We start from the raw sequence: 13,787 nt of genomic DNA on the forward strand, positions 1-13,787 counted from the left end.
GGGCGCTCACTTGAACAGCGCCTGCAGGTCGGGCACCGACAGCCCGGACGAAAGGATCGCGTCCGGCGGCAGCGACTTCTCGCACTTCGGCTGCTTGGCCGGGTCGGTCGAGTCCTCGATGATCTTCAGGTCGTAAGTGGACGGTTCGTCGTCGGCGATGCCGTTGGCCGCGGCGAGTCCCTTGTGGAGGGCGACGTTGACGATCCAGTTGCGCGAGGATTCCGTGGCGATCTGGTAGCCCGGCTGGGAGTCCTTGTACTGGTACCAGAGGCAGCCGAACTCGTTGGAGTCGTTGGCCGACCACACCGGCAGCGGCTTGTTCGCCGCGATGAACGCTCGCACGCCGCCGACCGAGCCGCCGCCGCAGTCCGACACGATCCCGTCGATGGTGCCGTACTTCGTGATGAGCCCGGCCACGACCTGCTGGGTCTTGCCCGGCTCCCAGTCGGTGGCAACGGGGCCGTCGGTGTTGAGCAGCTTCACGTCCGGGTGCTTCTTCACCGCGTCGAGCACGCCCTGGTACACGCCCTGGGAGTAGGAGTTGCCGGCGATGCCGCCGAGCATCACCAGGTTCCCCTTGCCGGGCATCGCGTTCATCGTCCACTCGGCGAGCGCGGAGCCGTAGGTCTTGATGTCCTCGGACACGAAGTCCACGTAGTCCTTGCCGGGCACCCCGCCGGGCGAGCCGACGAACGGCACGACCTTGACCCCGGCGGCGGTCGCCTTCTTGATCGTCGGCAGCAGCGCCTCGCCGCCGTCGACGAAGGTGACGATCACGTCCACCTTCTGCGCGACGAGGGAATTGAGGTCGGAAATGGCCTTCTGCGTGTCACCCTGCGCGTCGGTGTAAAGCACCTTCTTGATGTTCGGGCACTTCGCGGCCTCTTCCTCGAACAGCTTGCGCGTGATCTTGCGCCAGGAATTGCCACCGAACCCGTCGGCGAACGCGACGGTGAGCGGTTTCGTGCCGCAGAACTTGCCGACGTCCTGGATCTGGTCTTGGGTGCCGACGACCCCGACTTTCTGCTGCAGGGCCGCGTTGTCCGCGCCGGCCTCGCTCCCGCCCTGGCCGGTGGGAGCGCCCGTGGCGCAGCCGCCCAGGAACAGCGCGGCCGAAACGGCCACGACCGCGGTTCTTTTCTTGATCGCCATGTTCGCCTTTCCGATATTCCGCCCCCGAGTTGGCAAAAGTGTCGGCTACCACAGGGGGTGCGGACCCGGTCAGTGTGAGACGCGCCTGTGTCAATTTGACACACGCCGCGGAGATTTCCCGACCGTTTTCCGGCCGCGGCGGTAAAGGATCTCCGGCACACGCGAAAAAGCCGGAGCCGCCCCGGTTGTCGGGCGGCTCCGGCTTTTCGCTTTCGTTCAGTCGCGCGGTCTCATGGCGGCCCGCAGCCGCATCAGCCGCTCGTCGCGCCAGCTCACGCGGGCGTCCCACTCGGCCAGTGGCACGAGGGCTCGGCGCTGCTCGCTGGCGAGCGCGACGAGGTCGTCGGTCCACGGGTCGTCCTGTCCGCGTTCGGCGCCCATCCGCGCGTAGGCGGGGCCCATCCGCGCGGCGTGCGCGGCGATACCGCCGCGGGTGTTGAGGTCGACGGTCTCGAACGGACCGATCACGCTCCACCGTGGACCGAGGCCGCTGCGCACCACCTCGTCGATGTCCTCGACGTCGGCCACGCCGTCGCGCAGCAGGCAGTACGCCTCGCGCAGCAGCGCGCCCTGCAGGCGGTTGAAGACGAAACCCTCGACCTCCTTGCGCACCAGCACGGGTTTCATCCCCGCCCGCTCGTACACCACCCGCGCGCGGACCAGGATGTCCGCGCGCGTGTCCGGCGCCGGGATCAGCTCGACGACCGGCAGCAGGTACGGCGGGTTGCCCGGATGTGCGCCGAGCACCCGCCCGCCGAGGCCCGTGCCGAACGAGCTCGGGACCAGCGCCGAGCTCGAACTGGCGAGCACCGTGTCCGGACCCGCGCGAGCGGCCAGATCGGCGAACAACGCGCACTTCACCACAACGTCCTCGGCCGCGCATTCCTGCACCAGCGCGACGCCGTCGACGGCCTCGCCCAGCCGCTCGTGGTAGGAGATCTCCGCGATTTTCCCGGGAAGCAGGCCGTGTCTCCCGAGCAGCGCCAGCCGGTCGGCCACAGCCGCGCGGGCGCGGTCGTACGCCGCCGGGTCCGCGTCCCACGCCCGCACCGGGACGCCGGCCAGTGCGAACAGCACGAGGAACCCGACGCCGATCGCGCCCGTGCCGACGACCGCGACCGGTTCGACGGGGTCTTCGGTCACAGCTCCCACCACGTGCGGTCGTCGGCGTATCCCCGCTCGAGGATCCCGACGATCGCGGACTCCGTGAGCTCACGCGGGTTGTTCGCGGTCAGCCGGGTGGCGAGCATCGCCTGCTCGGCCACGAAGCCGAACCGGTCCGGTTCGAGGCCCAGGTCCTTCAGGTTCAGCGGCACGCCGAGCGCGCCCAGGATCTGCTCGATCCGCTCGATCGCCGCCCGCGCGCGCTGCGTCTGCGACAACGCCGGATCCGCGAGGCCGAACGCGCGCCCGATCTCGGCGAACTCCGCCTCGCGCGCGGGGAGGTTGAACCGCATCACGTACGGCAGCAGCGCGCCGACGCCGAAGCCGTGCGCGGTGTGCGTGAGCGCTCCGATCGGCGACTGGATGGCGTGCGCCGCCGCCGTGCCCGCGGTGTTGATGGCCATGCCCGCGCTGAGCGCGCCGAGCATCGTGTCGGTTCGCGCGGCCAGGTCCGCCGGGTCCTTCGCGACGCGCTCCAGCGAGCTGCCCAGCAAGGTGAAGCCGCGCAACGCGTACAGGTCGGTCAGTACGTTCTTGCCGGCGTAGAGGTGGCGGTGCAGGTGCCCGGCGTCGGGGTGCTTCTCGCGCGCGGTGAACGACTCGACGAGGTGCGAGAGCGCGTCGGCACCGGTGGCGGCCGTCAGCCCCGGCGGGCAGCTCAGCGTGAGCTCCGGGTCCACGACCGCCGCGTACGGTTCGAGGTACGGGCTCGCCACGCCGAGCTTCATGCCCTTGTCGGCGTCGTACACCACGGCGATGCAGGTGACCTCCGCGCCCGTGCCACCCGTGGTCGGCACGGTGACCAGCGGGAGGCCCGGGCCTTCGACGAGGTTCTCGCCGTAGAGGTCCGCGACGTCCCCGCCGCGCTTGAGCATGATCGACGCGACCTTGGCGAAGTCCAGGCAGCTGCCGCCGCCCAGGCCGATCACCGCGTCGATCTCACCGCCGTCGACTTCGGCGAGCAGCGCCTCCACGTTCTCGCGCGGCAGGTCCGGCTCGACGCGCGAGAACACGCGCACGTCGAGGCCCTGGCCGGTCAGCGAGTCGCGGATCGCGGCGAACTCGGGGCTGCCGGCCATCCGCTCGTCGGTACACACCAGCACCGTGCGCCCCAGCGGCTTCACCAGGTACGGCAGCTGCGCGCGTCGGCCGGGTCCGAACAGGACGGTCTTGGGCTGGCGCAGCAGGCCCAGGGTTTCGGAGCTCACGCGCCCGCCTCCTCTTCGTTCACGGTCACGGCCAGGTACTTCGGCTCGAGGAACTCGTAGATGCCGTCGTGGCCGCCTTCCCGCCCGAGCCCGGACTCCTTGACCCCGCCGAACGCGGCGGCCGGGTCGGCCATGATGCCGCGGTTGATGCCGACCATGCCGAAGTCGAGCCGTTCGGCGATCGCGAAGGCGCGCGACAGGTCCTTCGTGAACAGGTACGACGCGAGCCCGTAGGTCGTGTCGTTGGCGAAGTCCAGTGCCTGCCTCGCCGAGTCCACGGTGAACAGCGCCGCGACCGGCGCGAACAGCTCCTGGTTGCACAGCGCGGGATCCGCCTCGCGCAGCCGTAGCACGGTCGGCTCGTAGAAGTTGCCTGCCGACTCGATGCGGTTTCCGCCGGCGAGCAGCTCGGCACCGGCCGCGGTGAAGGTGTCCACCAGCGACTGCACCCGCTCCAACTGCTGCGGCGTGATGATCGGGCCGACGTCCACGCCGTCCTCGAACCCGTCGCCGACGCGCAGCGCCCGCGTGGCCGCGACGAACTTCTCCGTGAACTCGTCGGCGATCGCGCGGTGCAGGATGATCCGGTTGGCCGCCACGCACGCCTGCCCCGCGTTGCGGAATTTGCACGCGATCGCCTCGCGCACGGCCAGGTCCACGTCGGCGTCGTCGAGGACGACGAACGGCCCGTCGCCGCCGAGCTCCATCGAGGAGTTCACGATGTGCTTGGCGGCCTTCGCCAGCAGCAGGCTGCCGACGCCGGTCGACCCGGTGAAGCTGATCTTGCGCAGCCGCGGGTCGGCGAGCACGACGTCGGACACCGCGGCGGAGTCGCTGGTGTGCACCAGGTTTACCACGCCGGGCGGGAACCCGGCGTCGTGCAGCGTCCGGATGAACAGCGCCGCCGTCAGCGGCGTCTCCTTGGCCGACTTGACCACGACCGTGCAGCCGGCCGCGAGCGCCGCGCCGCCCTTGCGCGCCACCATGAGCAACGGGAAGTTCCACGGCGTGACGAGGAAGCTCGGACCCACCGGCTGGTGGGTGGTGACCACGCGATAGCCGCCGGGCGAGCCGGGCGCGTACGTGCCGTGCAGGTGCGCGATCTGCTCGGCGTACCAGAGGAAGAACCCTGCCGACAGTGCGAACTCCCCCGCCGCCTCGGCACGGGGCTTGCCGCTCTCCAGCACCATCACGTCGGCGAACGCGTCGGCCCGCTCGACGAGCAGCGCGTGGGCGCGGTGGAACAGCGTGGCGCGCTCGCGCGGCGCCCAGTGCCGCCACGAATCCTGCGCCGCCACGGCGGCCTCCAGCGCGGCCAGCGCGTGGTCCGGGCCTCCGTCGGCGACCTCGGCGAGCGGATTCCCGGTGCTCGGGTTGAGCACCTCGAAGGTCTTGCCCGGGTGCGTCCACTCGCCGCCGAGGTAGAGCCCGAGCGGTACTTCGTGCCCGGCGAAGAGCCCGGCCGGGGATTCGGCCAGTGCGGTCATGGTTGTCGTCCTTTCTCAGCGCGCTCAGCGCGCGGTGTAGCCGCCGTCGACGGGGAGATTCACACCGGTGACCCAGGCGGCTTCGTCGGAGGCGAGGTAGAGCACGGCATAGGCGACGTCGATCGGGCGCCCGAGCCGGCGCAGGGACTGGTTCGCGGTCATCATGCGTTCGTAGGCTGGCAGGCCGCCCTCGTACGCCTCGGCGATCCCCTCGACCAGCGGGGTGAGCACGGTGCTCGGGTGCACGGAGTTCACGCGGATGTCGTACTTGCCGTACATCGCCGCGTCCTGGCGCGTCTGCATCGTCACCGCGCCCTTGGCCACGTGGTAGGGCGTGAACTCGTCGTTGCCGACCAGGCCGTAGATCGAGGAGTAGTTGACGATGCTGCCGCCGCCGTTCGCGATCAGGTGCGGCACGGCGTGCTTGGTCGAGAAGAACACGCCCTTCACGTCCACTGCGAACAACGCGTCCCACTCGGCCTCGGTGACCTCGTGTGTGGGCTTGTCCACGCCGATGATGCCCGCGCAGTTGACCAGGATGTCGAGCTTGCCGAACTCCGCCCCGATCTCGGTGTACGCGCGCTCGATCGACTTCTCGTCGCGCACGTCCACCGCGTGGAACCGCGCGGCGGCACCGATTTCCCGCGCCGCCGCCGCGCCCTGGCCCGCGTCCACGTCGGTGAGCGCGACCCGCGCGCCCTCCGCGGCGAACAGCTCCGCGGTCGCCCGGCCCATCCCGGACGACGCACCGGTCACGATCGCCGTCTTGCCCGCCAAGCGGGGCATGGTCTCCTCCTGTCTCACGCGTCGGCGGTCTGGGGCACGAACCCGGGGTAGCCGGCGTCGGCGATCTCGGCGCAGCGGCGGAAGTACGCGTCCGCGCCTCCCATGTAGACGTTGAACTCCAGCGGTTTGCCCGGGATGTTCGCGCCGATGAACCACGCGTTGGCCTTGGCGCCGCTGGCCATGATCGTCGCCGAGCCGGCCCGGTTCACCTCCTCGGCCCACTCGCGCTCGGCGTCGGCCGTGGACTCCAGCCGCTCGATTCCGTGCTCACGGGCGTACTCGACGGCGTCGGCGATCCAGCCCACGCCGGCCTGGATGGCCACCGGCAGGTTCGCGTACGGCGTCTGCGGCCCGAGGATCATGAAGAAGTTCGGGAAGCCGTGGGCCGAAAGACCCAGGTTGGTCTTGATGCCGTCCGCCCAATGCTCGCGCAGCACCTCGCCGTCGCGCCCGACGATGTCGATGCGGGTCAGCGTGCCGGTCATGGCGTCGAAGCCGGTCGCGAAGATGAGCACGTCGAGCTCGTAGAGCTCACCGCCGACCACGATGCCCTCCGGCGTGATCTCGTCGATGCCGCGGGACTTCACGTCGACCAGGTGCACGTTCTCGCGGTTGTAGGCCTCGTAGTAGCCGTGCCCGCCCGGCGGGCGCTTGCCGTTGAACGGGTAGTCCTTGGGGCACAGCAGCTCCGCGGTCGCCGGGTCCGTCACGATCTCGCGGATCTTGCGCCGGATGAAGTCCGACGCGTGGTCGTTGGACTCCTGGTCCACGGCCAGGTCGTTGAACGTCTCCAGCATGAAGTGGAAGCCACCTTCGGCCCAGCCCTGCTCGAACACGCGCTCGCGTTCCTCGGCGCTCGCGTCCTTCGCGCCGAGCTCCGGCTTCACGAACGGCACCGCGAATCCGTGGTCGAACGCCTTCTCGAAGCTCTCGTCGTAGTTCTCGCGGACCTCGGTCATCCACTGCTCGTCGACGGCCCGGTTGGAGCTCGCGACGACGTAGTTCGGCGTGCGCTGGAACACGAACAGCTCGCCGGCGGTCTCGGCGACCACCGGGACCAGCTGCACACCCGACGCGCCGAGCCCGAGCACGCCGACGCGCTTACCCCGCAGGTCGACCTCGCGATCACGCGGCCAGCGCGAAGTGTGGTAGCTCTCGCCCGCGAACGTGCTCGCCCCCGGGATGTCGGGCAGGTTCGGCGCGGACAGCACACCCATGCCGCTGACCAGGTACTTCGCCGTGAGGACCTGGCCGTCGGCGGTCGTCACCGACCAGACGTTCGAGTCCTCGTCGTAGGCGGCCTTCTCGACCTTCGTGCCGAAGCGGATGTCCTTGTACAGGTCGAGCCGGCGCGCGACGAACTCCAGGTACGCCTTCACCTCCGGCTGCGACGGGTAGCGCTCCTGCCAGGTCCACTCCTCGCGGACCTCCTTGGAGAAGGAGAACGAGTAGTAGTAGAACTCGCTGTCGGTACGGGCGCCCGGATAGGTGTTCCAGTACCACGTGCCGCCGACGCCGTCCGCGGAGTCGAGCACGACCGAGCGCAGGCCGAGCTGGTTGAAGTGGTGCAGCATCGCCAGCCCCGAGAAGCCGGCGCCGATCACGATGGCGTCGAAGCTGGTGTCCTGAGTGGACGGCATGGTGATCCCTTCGGTGAATGGTGGAAACGTCTCAGCGGCCCGCGCGGTAGAAATCCGCGATGGCCCGGATCTCCTGGTCCGCGCGGGGGTGGCGGCCCGCCAGGAACGGGTAGACGTGCTGCATCCCCTCGCCGACGACGAAGGTGACGTCGACGCCGTGCTTGGTGGCGAGCGCGTGGAACCGCACGCTGTCCTCGTAGAGCGACTCGGTGTCCGCGGCGCTGATGTAGAGCCGCGGGAAGCCGGTGAGGTCGGCGTAGAGCGGGTTCACGAGCGGATCGCGCGGGTCGGCGCCGCCGCTGAGGTAGCGGTCGATGTTAGCCTGCAGGCCCTCGCGCGCGATGAGGAAATCGGTGTCGTTGTTGGTCTCGATCGTGGTCCCGCTGTTCTCCATGTCGAGCCACGGCGAGAGGGTGATGACCTGGGCGGGCAGCTCGCGGCTGTCGTCGCGCAGCTTCAGTACGGTGGCGACGGCGAGGTTCGCGCCGGCGCTGTCGCCGACCGGTGTGATGTCGCGGACGCGGTGGCCGCGCGAGAGCAGCGCGTCGAACGCCTTGACCCCGTCTTCCAGCGCCGCCGGGTACGGGTGCTCGGGCGCGAGGCGGAAGTCGGCGACGAAAGCCGTGGCGCCACAGGCTTTCGCGAGATGGCCGGCGAGCTTGCGGTGGCTCGCGGACGAACCGAGCGCGAAGCCGCCGCCGTGGAAAAACAGCAGCACCTGGCCGGCGTCGGCGCCCTCGGGCGTCACGAAGATGCCGGGCACGCCACCGAGTTCGGTGTGGGCGTAGGACACGCCCTCGGGTTCGGCGGTCGCGCGCTGCCAGTCGTCGAACACGATCCGCAGCAGCTCCACCGACATGTCCGGGTGGCGGTTCATCTCGACCGCCCACCCGGCGTAGATCTGGCCGAGCAGGTCCGTCGGCTCGGGCAACGTCATGGGCTCTCCTGGAGGGGAATCCCGCTTCGGCAGCGAGGTCACAGGGGGTGTCCGGGCCCGTCCGGGCGCCGGTTCACCCAGCATCACCACGCTGGAGCCGCCCGCCACGCGCTGTCGCAAAATGACACACCCGCGTCTCACACTGAGCGACCACGACGCGCTCGAGACGAGCGAAGCTGAGCCGGACAGCCTCCCCTCTTCCGTGCTTCGAGCGAGGAACCATGAACCGTCTGCAGGGCAAGGTCGCCCTCGTCACCGGCGCCGGCCGCGGCATCGGCCGCACCATCGCCGACACCTTCGCGCGCGAAGGCGCCACCGTGATCGCCACCGGCCGCAGTGAGGCGAACGGGTTCGCCGACGGCGTCGAGTACCACCGCCTCGACGTCGCCAGCGACACCGACTGGGCCCGCGTCGTCGGCGAGGTCGCCGACCGCCACGGCCGCGTCGACGTGCTGGCCAACAACGCGGGGGTGATCGCCTACGAGTCCCTTCACGAGCTCTCGCTCGAGTCGTGGCAGCAAGTCGTGGCGATCAACCAGACCGGCGTGTGGCTCGGCATGCGCGAGGTCGTCCCGCTGATGCAGCGCAACGGCGGCGGCTCGATCATCAACGTGTCGTCGATCTGGGGCACCGTCGCCGTCGCGGGCGCCCACACCTACCACGCCACCAAGGGCGCGGTGCGCACCATGTCGAAGAGCGCGGCGATCACCTACGCGCGCGAGAACATTCGCGTGAACTCCCTGCACCCCGGCTTCATCCGCACGCCGCTCACCGAGGCGCAGGACCCGGAGATCAACGAGTTCGTGATCGGCCAGACCCCGATGGGCCGCGCCGGCAATCCGCAGGAAGTCGCCAACGGCGCACTCTTCCTGGCCAGCGACGAGTCCAGCTTCGTGACCGGATCCGAGCTCGTTGTAGACGGAGGCTACCTCGCGCAATGACACCTCATTGCAGCTAGCGCCGGACCTGGTTCGCGCGTGCTCTCCGGCGTACTGGTGGTCTTCCGCAGCTACCAGCAGCCGGTCACAGCTCCTGGTAGCTGTCCAATGGCCAGGTCGGCCACTTGGTCGCTGTCCAGTAGAGCGCGTGACAGGTCATCGGGATGCCGGTCGACCGGCGGACCTTTCCCGGCGTTGGTGCCGGTCGCGATGGTCAGCTTCGCCGCGATCTCGGGTATCGACGCGCCTTGGTCGCACATAGCACATGCGCAACATCACCAGAGCCAATGCATTCGCTTCGAACTGGTCCCGCTGCCGCGCCTACTCCACCTCACCCACCGTCGGCGTGAACGACTCCGCCAACTCTCGCACCGGCGCCGCCCGGGCGGCGGGGCCGCTCCGGTGTTCGCAATTCAGGCGGTCCCGTCCATTTCGGAGGCGAGACTGGCGGGACGAAGGTCGGTCCAGTGCGCGTCCACATATTCGAGGCAGCTCTGTCGTGACCCCCTGTGCCGTACGGTCCACCCGTTCGGCACGTCAATTGCGGAGGGCCAGAGCGAGTGCTGGTTCTCAGCGTTGGCAAGCACGACGTAGGCGGCGGCTTCGTCTTCGAAGGGGTTGGTCACGACGTCTCCTTGGAGTCAATGGTGGTGGGTTGAGGGTTGGCGGGGGCCGAGGAAGGTGCGGCGGCCGGGGGTAGGCCCCAGAGGTCTTCCCGGCCGACCACCGCCGCTGTGTACTTGCCCAGTGCGCTGAGCAGGAGCCGCATCTCGAAGGCACAACAGTCGAGCAGATTGAGCAATCCCCGTGCGGGGTCCTCGTCGGCGGCGAGGAAAGCGGCGCGACCGAGGCCCACGGCCCGCGCGCCCAACCCGAGCGCCTTGACCGCGCGGGTTCCCTCCCACATGCGTCCGGACGCGATGCAGCACGCGTCGCTGGGGTGGAGCCGGGCGACGCGGCCATTGGCCCTCGCCGGCGTCGCATCCAGGCTGCCGGCCTCGGCCCCGCGTGAGCGGCGCCGGGACGGGCGGCGTTCGACACCGGAAAGGTTCCGACGTGACCCGGCGGTCCCCTCGTCCCCGCGAGAACCGGTTGCCGCCATGGCACGACGACCCGACACTGACCATCGACCGGCGATAGGTGAAGCCCGCCGACCCCGAAATCACGGTCCCGGCTCCCTGCTCTCCTGTGGACGAGCGGTGCGACCAGCGGCGCGGACTGACTGCCCTGGCCGCGCTGTGCCTGGGCAGATGGCGCAGACGGCCAGGTCAGTGACGGTTGCCGCGGTGGCAGCCGGGCTGATCATCGCGGTGCTGCACACGATGGACGTCTCCCAGATCGACATCGGCCCGATCCACATCGTCGGCCGCCCCGGCACCGCCGCCCCGTAGACCCGCACACGGCGGTGCCCCGGCCGCAGCATCCCCGTCGTCGACGAAAGGTCTTCGACAGCAGCCACGGTCAAAGCGGCTTCGTCGCGTCGAGTCGCGGTCGGCGCCGGGATTGAGGTCGTAGGGCAAACGCACCGGTGCCGCCCGCGGTGTTCAGAGCGATGGAGATCGCGGCGAACAACCTCCGGTTCTCGACCTGGGCGTGGAGGTACTCGCCTGCGCTGATCGGGACGTCGCCGGCGCGGGTGTCCATGAGGTAGCCGCCGGGGGTGGTCTCGGGGACACCGTCGGGCACCTGCGGGCCGGTGAGCACAGCGACGATGGCGGCACCCACGATGACGGCCGGAGCACCCCACCGCAGCGCGGCGGGAAGCAGCCGCAAGAGGCGAGGCGCGATCGTCGCGACAGGCAGCTCGGAGCGACGCAGGGCGACTGTCGCAACGGTGATCGCGACCACCGGGAAGATCCCGACGACAGCGGTGAACAACACCGGCCCCGGCAGGTGCGGCGCGCCGGGGAGGAACGAGTCGACGAACACCGCCAGGGAGGCGGCCAACGCCAGCGCGCACCACAACGCGATCAAGCGCACGGCCGACCCCCACGATCGATCCACCTGGTGGTTTTCTCGTTCATGGACGGGCTTTCTGCGGTCGTGGAACTCCGTCTCCGATGCGGATGTCCCAGCCGAACCCGAACAGGCCACCGTTGTTCGGGTTGATGATCCGGACGACGACACCGCGGGCTGCGGCACGGGTGTCGAGAGCATCGAGCAGGATCCGACGCGAGTTCGCGCCAACCCACGCAGTTGCCGCGGAGGTCGGGGAGAGCGTGCCGTCGGCAAGCTCGAACGCGATGCCGTGTTTGCGGCCATGCGTACCGAGCCCGACCGGGAGCGTGGCGGCGACCTCATCGGCGGCGGTGATACGGGCGCCCCAGCGTTTGATCGTCACGGCGCTGAGGTCGCTCCAGGCGTAGCTCCGGCTGCGAAACAGATTGCGGAAACGGACACCGCGGTCGTCGACAGTGATCCGGACCCGCGACGAGAGCGCCACGCCGGCAAGCGCGAGCACCACTCCCAACGCGCCGGCCGCGACGTTCGTGACACCGGGCGACGCGCCGAAATGTGTCACCGCGGCAACCAGTTTCACCACAAGCGCGGTCGGGCCGAGGCACATACCCAACGCCACCAGGCTCGAGCCGACAGGGCGGAAAGTCGTCATCGCCGCTTCACCCACCCAACAGCAGCCAGGTGTACGTGGGGCCGGTCCAGAAGCCGAAGCCATAGCCGAATGCGAGGCCGAACACGTTGACCCACCCGTCGGGGGAAGATCCCCCCGAGTACGAGGCGCCGAACGGTCCGAGGCCGGACCCAGAGCCCGACTCGAAGCCCGCTCTGAGATCGTTGATCTTCTTCGCATTCGAGGAGAAGCCGGTAAGGCCGGCTTCCGCGGCGACGCCAAGAACAGGCCCGCAGGAAGCGGTGAGACCAGCGCTGGATCCGGTGGCCGCGAAGCAGACATTGCCTGTGACTCCTCCTACGAACGCGAGGGTGCCGCCCAAGCAGACGCCGGTGGCACCTTGGCTGAAGGGGTGCGCCTGGTTCCAGGCCGCGTCCGCACACCCGAGGCCGTCCTCATTGAATCGTGGGCGGCGGTTGGGGTCCGGCGTTTGGGTGGGTGCCCAAGCCGGGGCCCGCTCGCCGGTCCGGACGCGGAGTCGACGCTGACCCTCGCCCACTGGGTCTTCTCCGGCATCGGCCTCACTGTTCCCGAGGTCATGGCGCGGCTCAAGATCGGCCGTTCCACCGTCTACGACCTCATCCGCACCCGGCAGCTCGCCTCCATCACGATCGGCCGCGCCCGCCGCATCCCCCGCCCACGCCCTCGCCGTTTACATCCGCCGCCTCGAACAGGAAGCAGCTGATGCGCACCTCGAACCCCGCCTTCCGCCGTACCCGCGCCAACGGTGACGGAACCATCTACCAGCGCAAGGACGGCCGCTGGGAAACAGCCGGATACGTCCTCGCTGCCGGCGGCACCCGCAATCGCATCCGCGTCTACGGCACCACCCGCAAGGACGCCGCCGACAAACTCACCGAAGCCGTCGCCGTCAGCAACCGCGGCCTTCCCACCCGCCTCAGCGACACCACCGTCGCCCAGTACCTCACCTACTGGCAGAGAGACCAGATCCTCGGGCTCGGTACGGGCGGCCAATGAGCGGACCGTGGTCCAGTGCGCGGCGCCCGGGCCGTGAAGCCAAGCCGCGCGGGACGACGTGTGATCAGGGGGCCAGTGCGTCGGTCGCCCGGGCCAGACGGGATGCCGACCAGGCGAAGTGGTTGGCAGGGTTGCGGTAGGAATAGCGACCGTTGTTGATCCGATAGCCGCCGGCGGCCGTGGTCCAGTGCGCGGGGCCGCACGGCCTCTGGTTCTTCAGCAGCGCTGCGGCGAGTCGTTCGGGGGCCAGGACCCGAGTGCGGGCGCGCAGCGCCGCTGCCAGGCGATTGACAGCGTCATCCGGCAGGGTGTCGTCGCCGAACGCGGGCAGTAGGAGCAGCAGTCGGACGTGGGCATCGGTGGTGCTGCCGCCGGGCAGGCCGTTGTCCGCTGCGGAGATCAGCTCGGGCCACGACAGGCCAGGGCCCATGAAGTGTCCTTCATCCTGCGCGAGGTGCTCGGCGGCATCCCAGTCGGGGTGGTGCAGGAGGTAGTCGATGCCGCTGTCCTCTTTGAATGCGCGGTACACCACGAACAGGCGGTGATCACCGGCGAGCGGCACCGTGAAGATCGGCCAGCTGTTGCCGCTCAGCAGCCGGGACTGCAGGTCCCCTGCCTCCTGCTGGTCCGTACCACCTACGAGCTCTTCGGTCTCGGAGTAGTAGGTGTGTAGATGGCCCAGCCAGAACAGGTGCTCGTCCAGCAACTCGGGCAAGTGGCGGAAAGGGCCGCCGTCGTAGCCGGGTATCCCGGCGGGAGGGGCTTCTGGGTTGCTCGTCACGGAGGTCATCATGCCCGCGCGCCTCAAGCCGTTTTCTGAACGGCGGGCTCGCTGAGTTGTGCACGTAACGCGCGGGGACTACCTGAT

The 13,787-nt window shown here is 69.6% G+C and carries 16 protein-coding genes; 3 read left to right on the plus strand and 13 right to left on the minus strand.

Annotated elements, in window-relative coordinates; genetic code table 11:
- Positions 1 to 6: 6 nt before the first annotated feature.
- From ACFY1H_RS41760 to ACFY1H_RS41790, 7 genes are all read right to left on the minus strand, one after another.
- The gene (locus ACFY1H_RS41760; protein WP_386955748.1) at positions 7 to 1,152 is read right to left on the minus strand and encodes a substrate-binding domain-containing protein; all 1,146 of its coding nucleotides are present in this window, start codon (positions 1,150 to 1,152) and stop codon (positions 7 to 9) included.
- A 216-nt stretch (positions 1,153 to 1,368) separates the two neighbouring features.
- The gene (locus ACFY1H_RS41765) at positions 1,369 to 2,295 is read right to left on the minus strand and encodes a 3-hydroxyacyl-CoA dehydrogenase (protein ID WP_386955749.1); all 927 of its coding nucleotides are present in this window, start codon (positions 2,293 to 2,295) and stop codon (positions 1,369 to 1,371) included.
- The gene (locus tag ACFY1H_RS41770; RefSeq protein WP_386955750.1) at positions 2,292 to 3,524 is read right to left on the minus strand and encodes an iron-containing alcohol dehydrogenase; all 1,233 of its coding nucleotides are present in this window, start codon (positions 3,522 to 3,524) and stop codon (positions 2,292 to 2,294) included. Before ACFY1H_RS41770 ends, ACFY1H_RS41765 begins: the two co-directional genes overlap by 4 nt.
- On the minus strand, positions 3,521 to 5,011 hold the full coding sequence (locus tag ACFY1H_RS41775) for an NAD-dependent succinate-semialdehyde dehydrogenase (protein ID WP_386955751.1): 1,491 nt from the start codon (positions 5,009 to 5,011) through the stop codon (positions 3,521 to 3,523). Before ACFY1H_RS41775 ends, ACFY1H_RS41770 begins: the two co-directional genes overlap by 4 nt.
- Before the next feature lie 24 nt (positions 5,012 to 5,035).
- Positions 5,036 to 5,797 carry an SDR family NAD(P)-dependent oxidoreductase gene (locus ACFY1H_RS41780; RefSeq protein ID WP_386955752.1) on the minus strand — a complete coding sequence of 254 codons (762 nt, stop codon included), beginning with the start codon at positions 5,795 to 5,797 and terminating at the stop codon, positions 5,036 to 5,038.
- 14 nt (positions 5,798 to 5,811) lie between these two features.
- Positions 5,812 to 7,437 carry a flavin-containing monooxygenase gene (locus tag ACFY1H_RS41785; RefSeq protein ID WP_386955753.1) on the minus strand — a complete coding sequence of 542 codons (1,626 nt, stop codon included), beginning with the start codon at positions 7,435 to 7,437 and terminating at the stop codon, positions 5,812 to 5,814.
- A gap of 31 nt (positions 7,438 to 7,468) precedes the next feature.
- The gene (locus tag ACFY1H_RS41790) at positions 7,469 to 8,374 is read right to left on the minus strand and encodes an alpha/beta hydrolase (protein ID WP_386955754.1); all 906 of its coding nucleotides are present in this window, start codon (positions 8,372 to 8,374) and stop codon (positions 7,469 to 7,471) included.
- 221 nt (positions 8,375 to 8,595) lie between these two features.
- On the opposite strand from ACFY1H_RS41790, the gene ACFY1H_RS41795 reads away from it, so the two are divergent.
- Positions 8,596 to 9,315 carry an SDR family NAD(P)-dependent oxidoreductase gene (locus ACFY1H_RS41795; RefSeq protein ID WP_386955755.1) on the plus strand — a complete coding sequence of 240 codons (720 nt, stop codon included), beginning with the start codon at positions 8,596 to 8,598 and terminating at the stop codon, positions 9,313 to 9,315.
- A gap of 410 nt (positions 9,316 to 9,725) precedes the next feature.
- Here ACFY1H_RS41795 and ACFY1H_RS41800 read toward each other — a convergent pair whose 3' ends face one another.
- The 5 genes from ACFY1H_RS41800 to ACFY1H_RS41820 all read right to left on the minus strand — a co-directional run bounded on the left by ACFY1H_RS41800 (position 9,726) and on the right by ACFY1H_RS41820 (position 12,263).
- Positions 9,726 to 9,938, minus strand: a complete 213-nt coding sequence (locus ACFY1H_RS41800) for an MbtH family protein (RefSeq protein ID WP_386955756.1) — start codon at positions 9,936 to 9,938, stop codon at positions 9,726 to 9,728.
- A complete protein-coding gene (locus ACFY1H_RS41805; protein WP_386955757.1) occupies positions 9,935 to 10,414 on the minus strand; it encodes an alpha-hydroxy-acid oxidizing protein in 480 nt (159 codons plus the stop codon). The genes ACFY1H_RS41800 and ACFY1H_RS41805 overlap by 4 nt, the downstream gene beginning before the upstream one ends.
- A 359-nt stretch (positions 10,415 to 10,773) precedes the next feature.
- Complete coding sequence (locus ACFY1H_RS41810; RefSeq protein ID WP_386955758.1) at positions 10,774 to 11,316, minus strand: hypothetical protein; 543 nt, start codon at positions 11,314 to 11,316, stop codon at positions 10,774 to 10,776.
- A 16-nt stretch (positions 11,317 to 11,332) separates the two neighbouring features.
- Positions 11,333 to 11,923 (minus strand): PH domain-containing protein, encoded by a 591-nt coding sequence (locus tag ACFY1H_RS41815; protein ID WP_386955759.1) that lies wholly within the window; start codon positions 11,921 to 11,923, stop codon positions 11,333 to 11,335.
- Between the two features lie 7 nt (positions 11,924 to 11,930).
- Positions 11,931 to 12,263: a hypothetical protein gene (locus ACFY1H_RS41820; protein ID WP_386955760.1), complete on the minus strand. Its 333-nt coding sequence runs from the start codon at positions 12,261 to 12,263 to the stop codon at positions 11,931 to 11,933.
- 30 nt (positions 12,264 to 12,293) lie between these two features.
- Between ACFY1H_RS41820 and ACFY1H_RS41825 the strand changes: the two genes are divergently transcribed.
- Both ACFY1H_RS41825 and ACFY1H_RS41830 read left to right on the plus strand, forming a co-directional pair.
- Positions 12,294 to 12,626, plus strand: a complete 333-nt coding sequence (locus ACFY1H_RS41825; RefSeq protein WP_386955850.1) for a helix-turn-helix domain-containing protein — start codon at positions 12,294 to 12,296, stop codon at positions 12,624 to 12,626.
- A complete protein-coding gene (locus ACFY1H_RS41830; protein WP_386955761.1) occupies positions 12,626 to 12,919 on the plus strand; it encodes a hypothetical protein in 294 nt (97 codons plus the stop codon). The genes ACFY1H_RS41825 and ACFY1H_RS41830 overlap by 1 nt, the downstream gene beginning before the upstream one ends.
- A 64-nt stretch (positions 12,920 to 12,983) precedes the next feature.
- Here the strand turns inward: ACFY1H_RS41830 and ACFY1H_RS41835 are convergent, their stop codons facing one another.
- Positions 12,984 to 13,700, minus strand: coding sequence for a hypothetical protein (locus tag ACFY1H_RS41835; RefSeq protein WP_386955762.1), 717 nt, complete (start codon positions 13,698 to 13,700; stop codon positions 12,984 to 12,986).
- Positions 13,701 to 13,787: the final 87 nt, after the last annotated feature.

Source organism: Amycolatopsis sp. NPDC001319 (assembly GCF_042896185.1).
In the GTDB taxonomy this organism is placed as follows: domain Bacteria; phylum Actinomycetota; class Actinomycetes; order Mycobacteriales; family Pseudonocardiaceae; genus Amycolatopsis.

Excerpts from the sequence above, each read along its gene's own strand:
- ACFY1H_RS41760 (WP_386955748.1), bottom strand. The coding sequence starts at position 1,152 with ATGGCGATCAAGAAAAGAACCGCGGTCGTGGCCGTTTCGGCCGCGCTG.
- ACFY1H_RS41775 (WP_386955751.1), bottom strand. The coding sequence starts at position 5,011 with ATGACCGCACTGGCCGAATCCCCGGCCGGGCTCTTCGCCGGGCACGAA.
- ACFY1H_RS41780 (WP_386955752.1), bottom strand. The coding sequence starts at position 5,797 with ATGCCCCGCTTGGCGGGCAAGACGGCGATCGTGACCGGTGCGTCGTCC.
- ACFY1H_RS41785 (WP_386955753.1), bottom strand. The coding sequence starts at position 7,437 with ATGCCGTCCACTCAGGACACCAGCTTCGACGCCATCGTGATCGGCGCC.
- ACFY1H_RS41790 (WP_386955754.1), bottom strand. The coding sequence starts at position 8,374 with ATGACGTTGCCCGAGCCGACGGACCTGCTCGGCCAGATCTACGCCGGG.
- ACFY1H_RS41795 (WP_386955755.1), top strand. The coding sequence starts at position 8,596 with ATGAACCGTCTGCAGGGCAAGGTCGCCCTCGTCACCGGCGCCGGCCGC.
- ACFY1H_RS41805 (WP_386955757.1), bottom strand. The coding sequence starts at position 10,414 with ATGGCGGCAACCGGTTCTCGCGGGGACGAGGGGACCGCCGGGTCACGT.
- ACFY1H_RS41815 (WP_386955759.1), bottom strand. The coding sequence starts at position 11,923 with ATGACGACTTTCCGCCCTGTCGGCTCGAGCCTGGTGGCGTTGGGTATG.
- ACFY1H_RS41830 (WP_386955761.1), top strand. The coding sequence starts at position 12,626 with ATGCGCACCTCGAACCCCGCCTTCCGCCGTACCCGCGCCAACGGTGAC.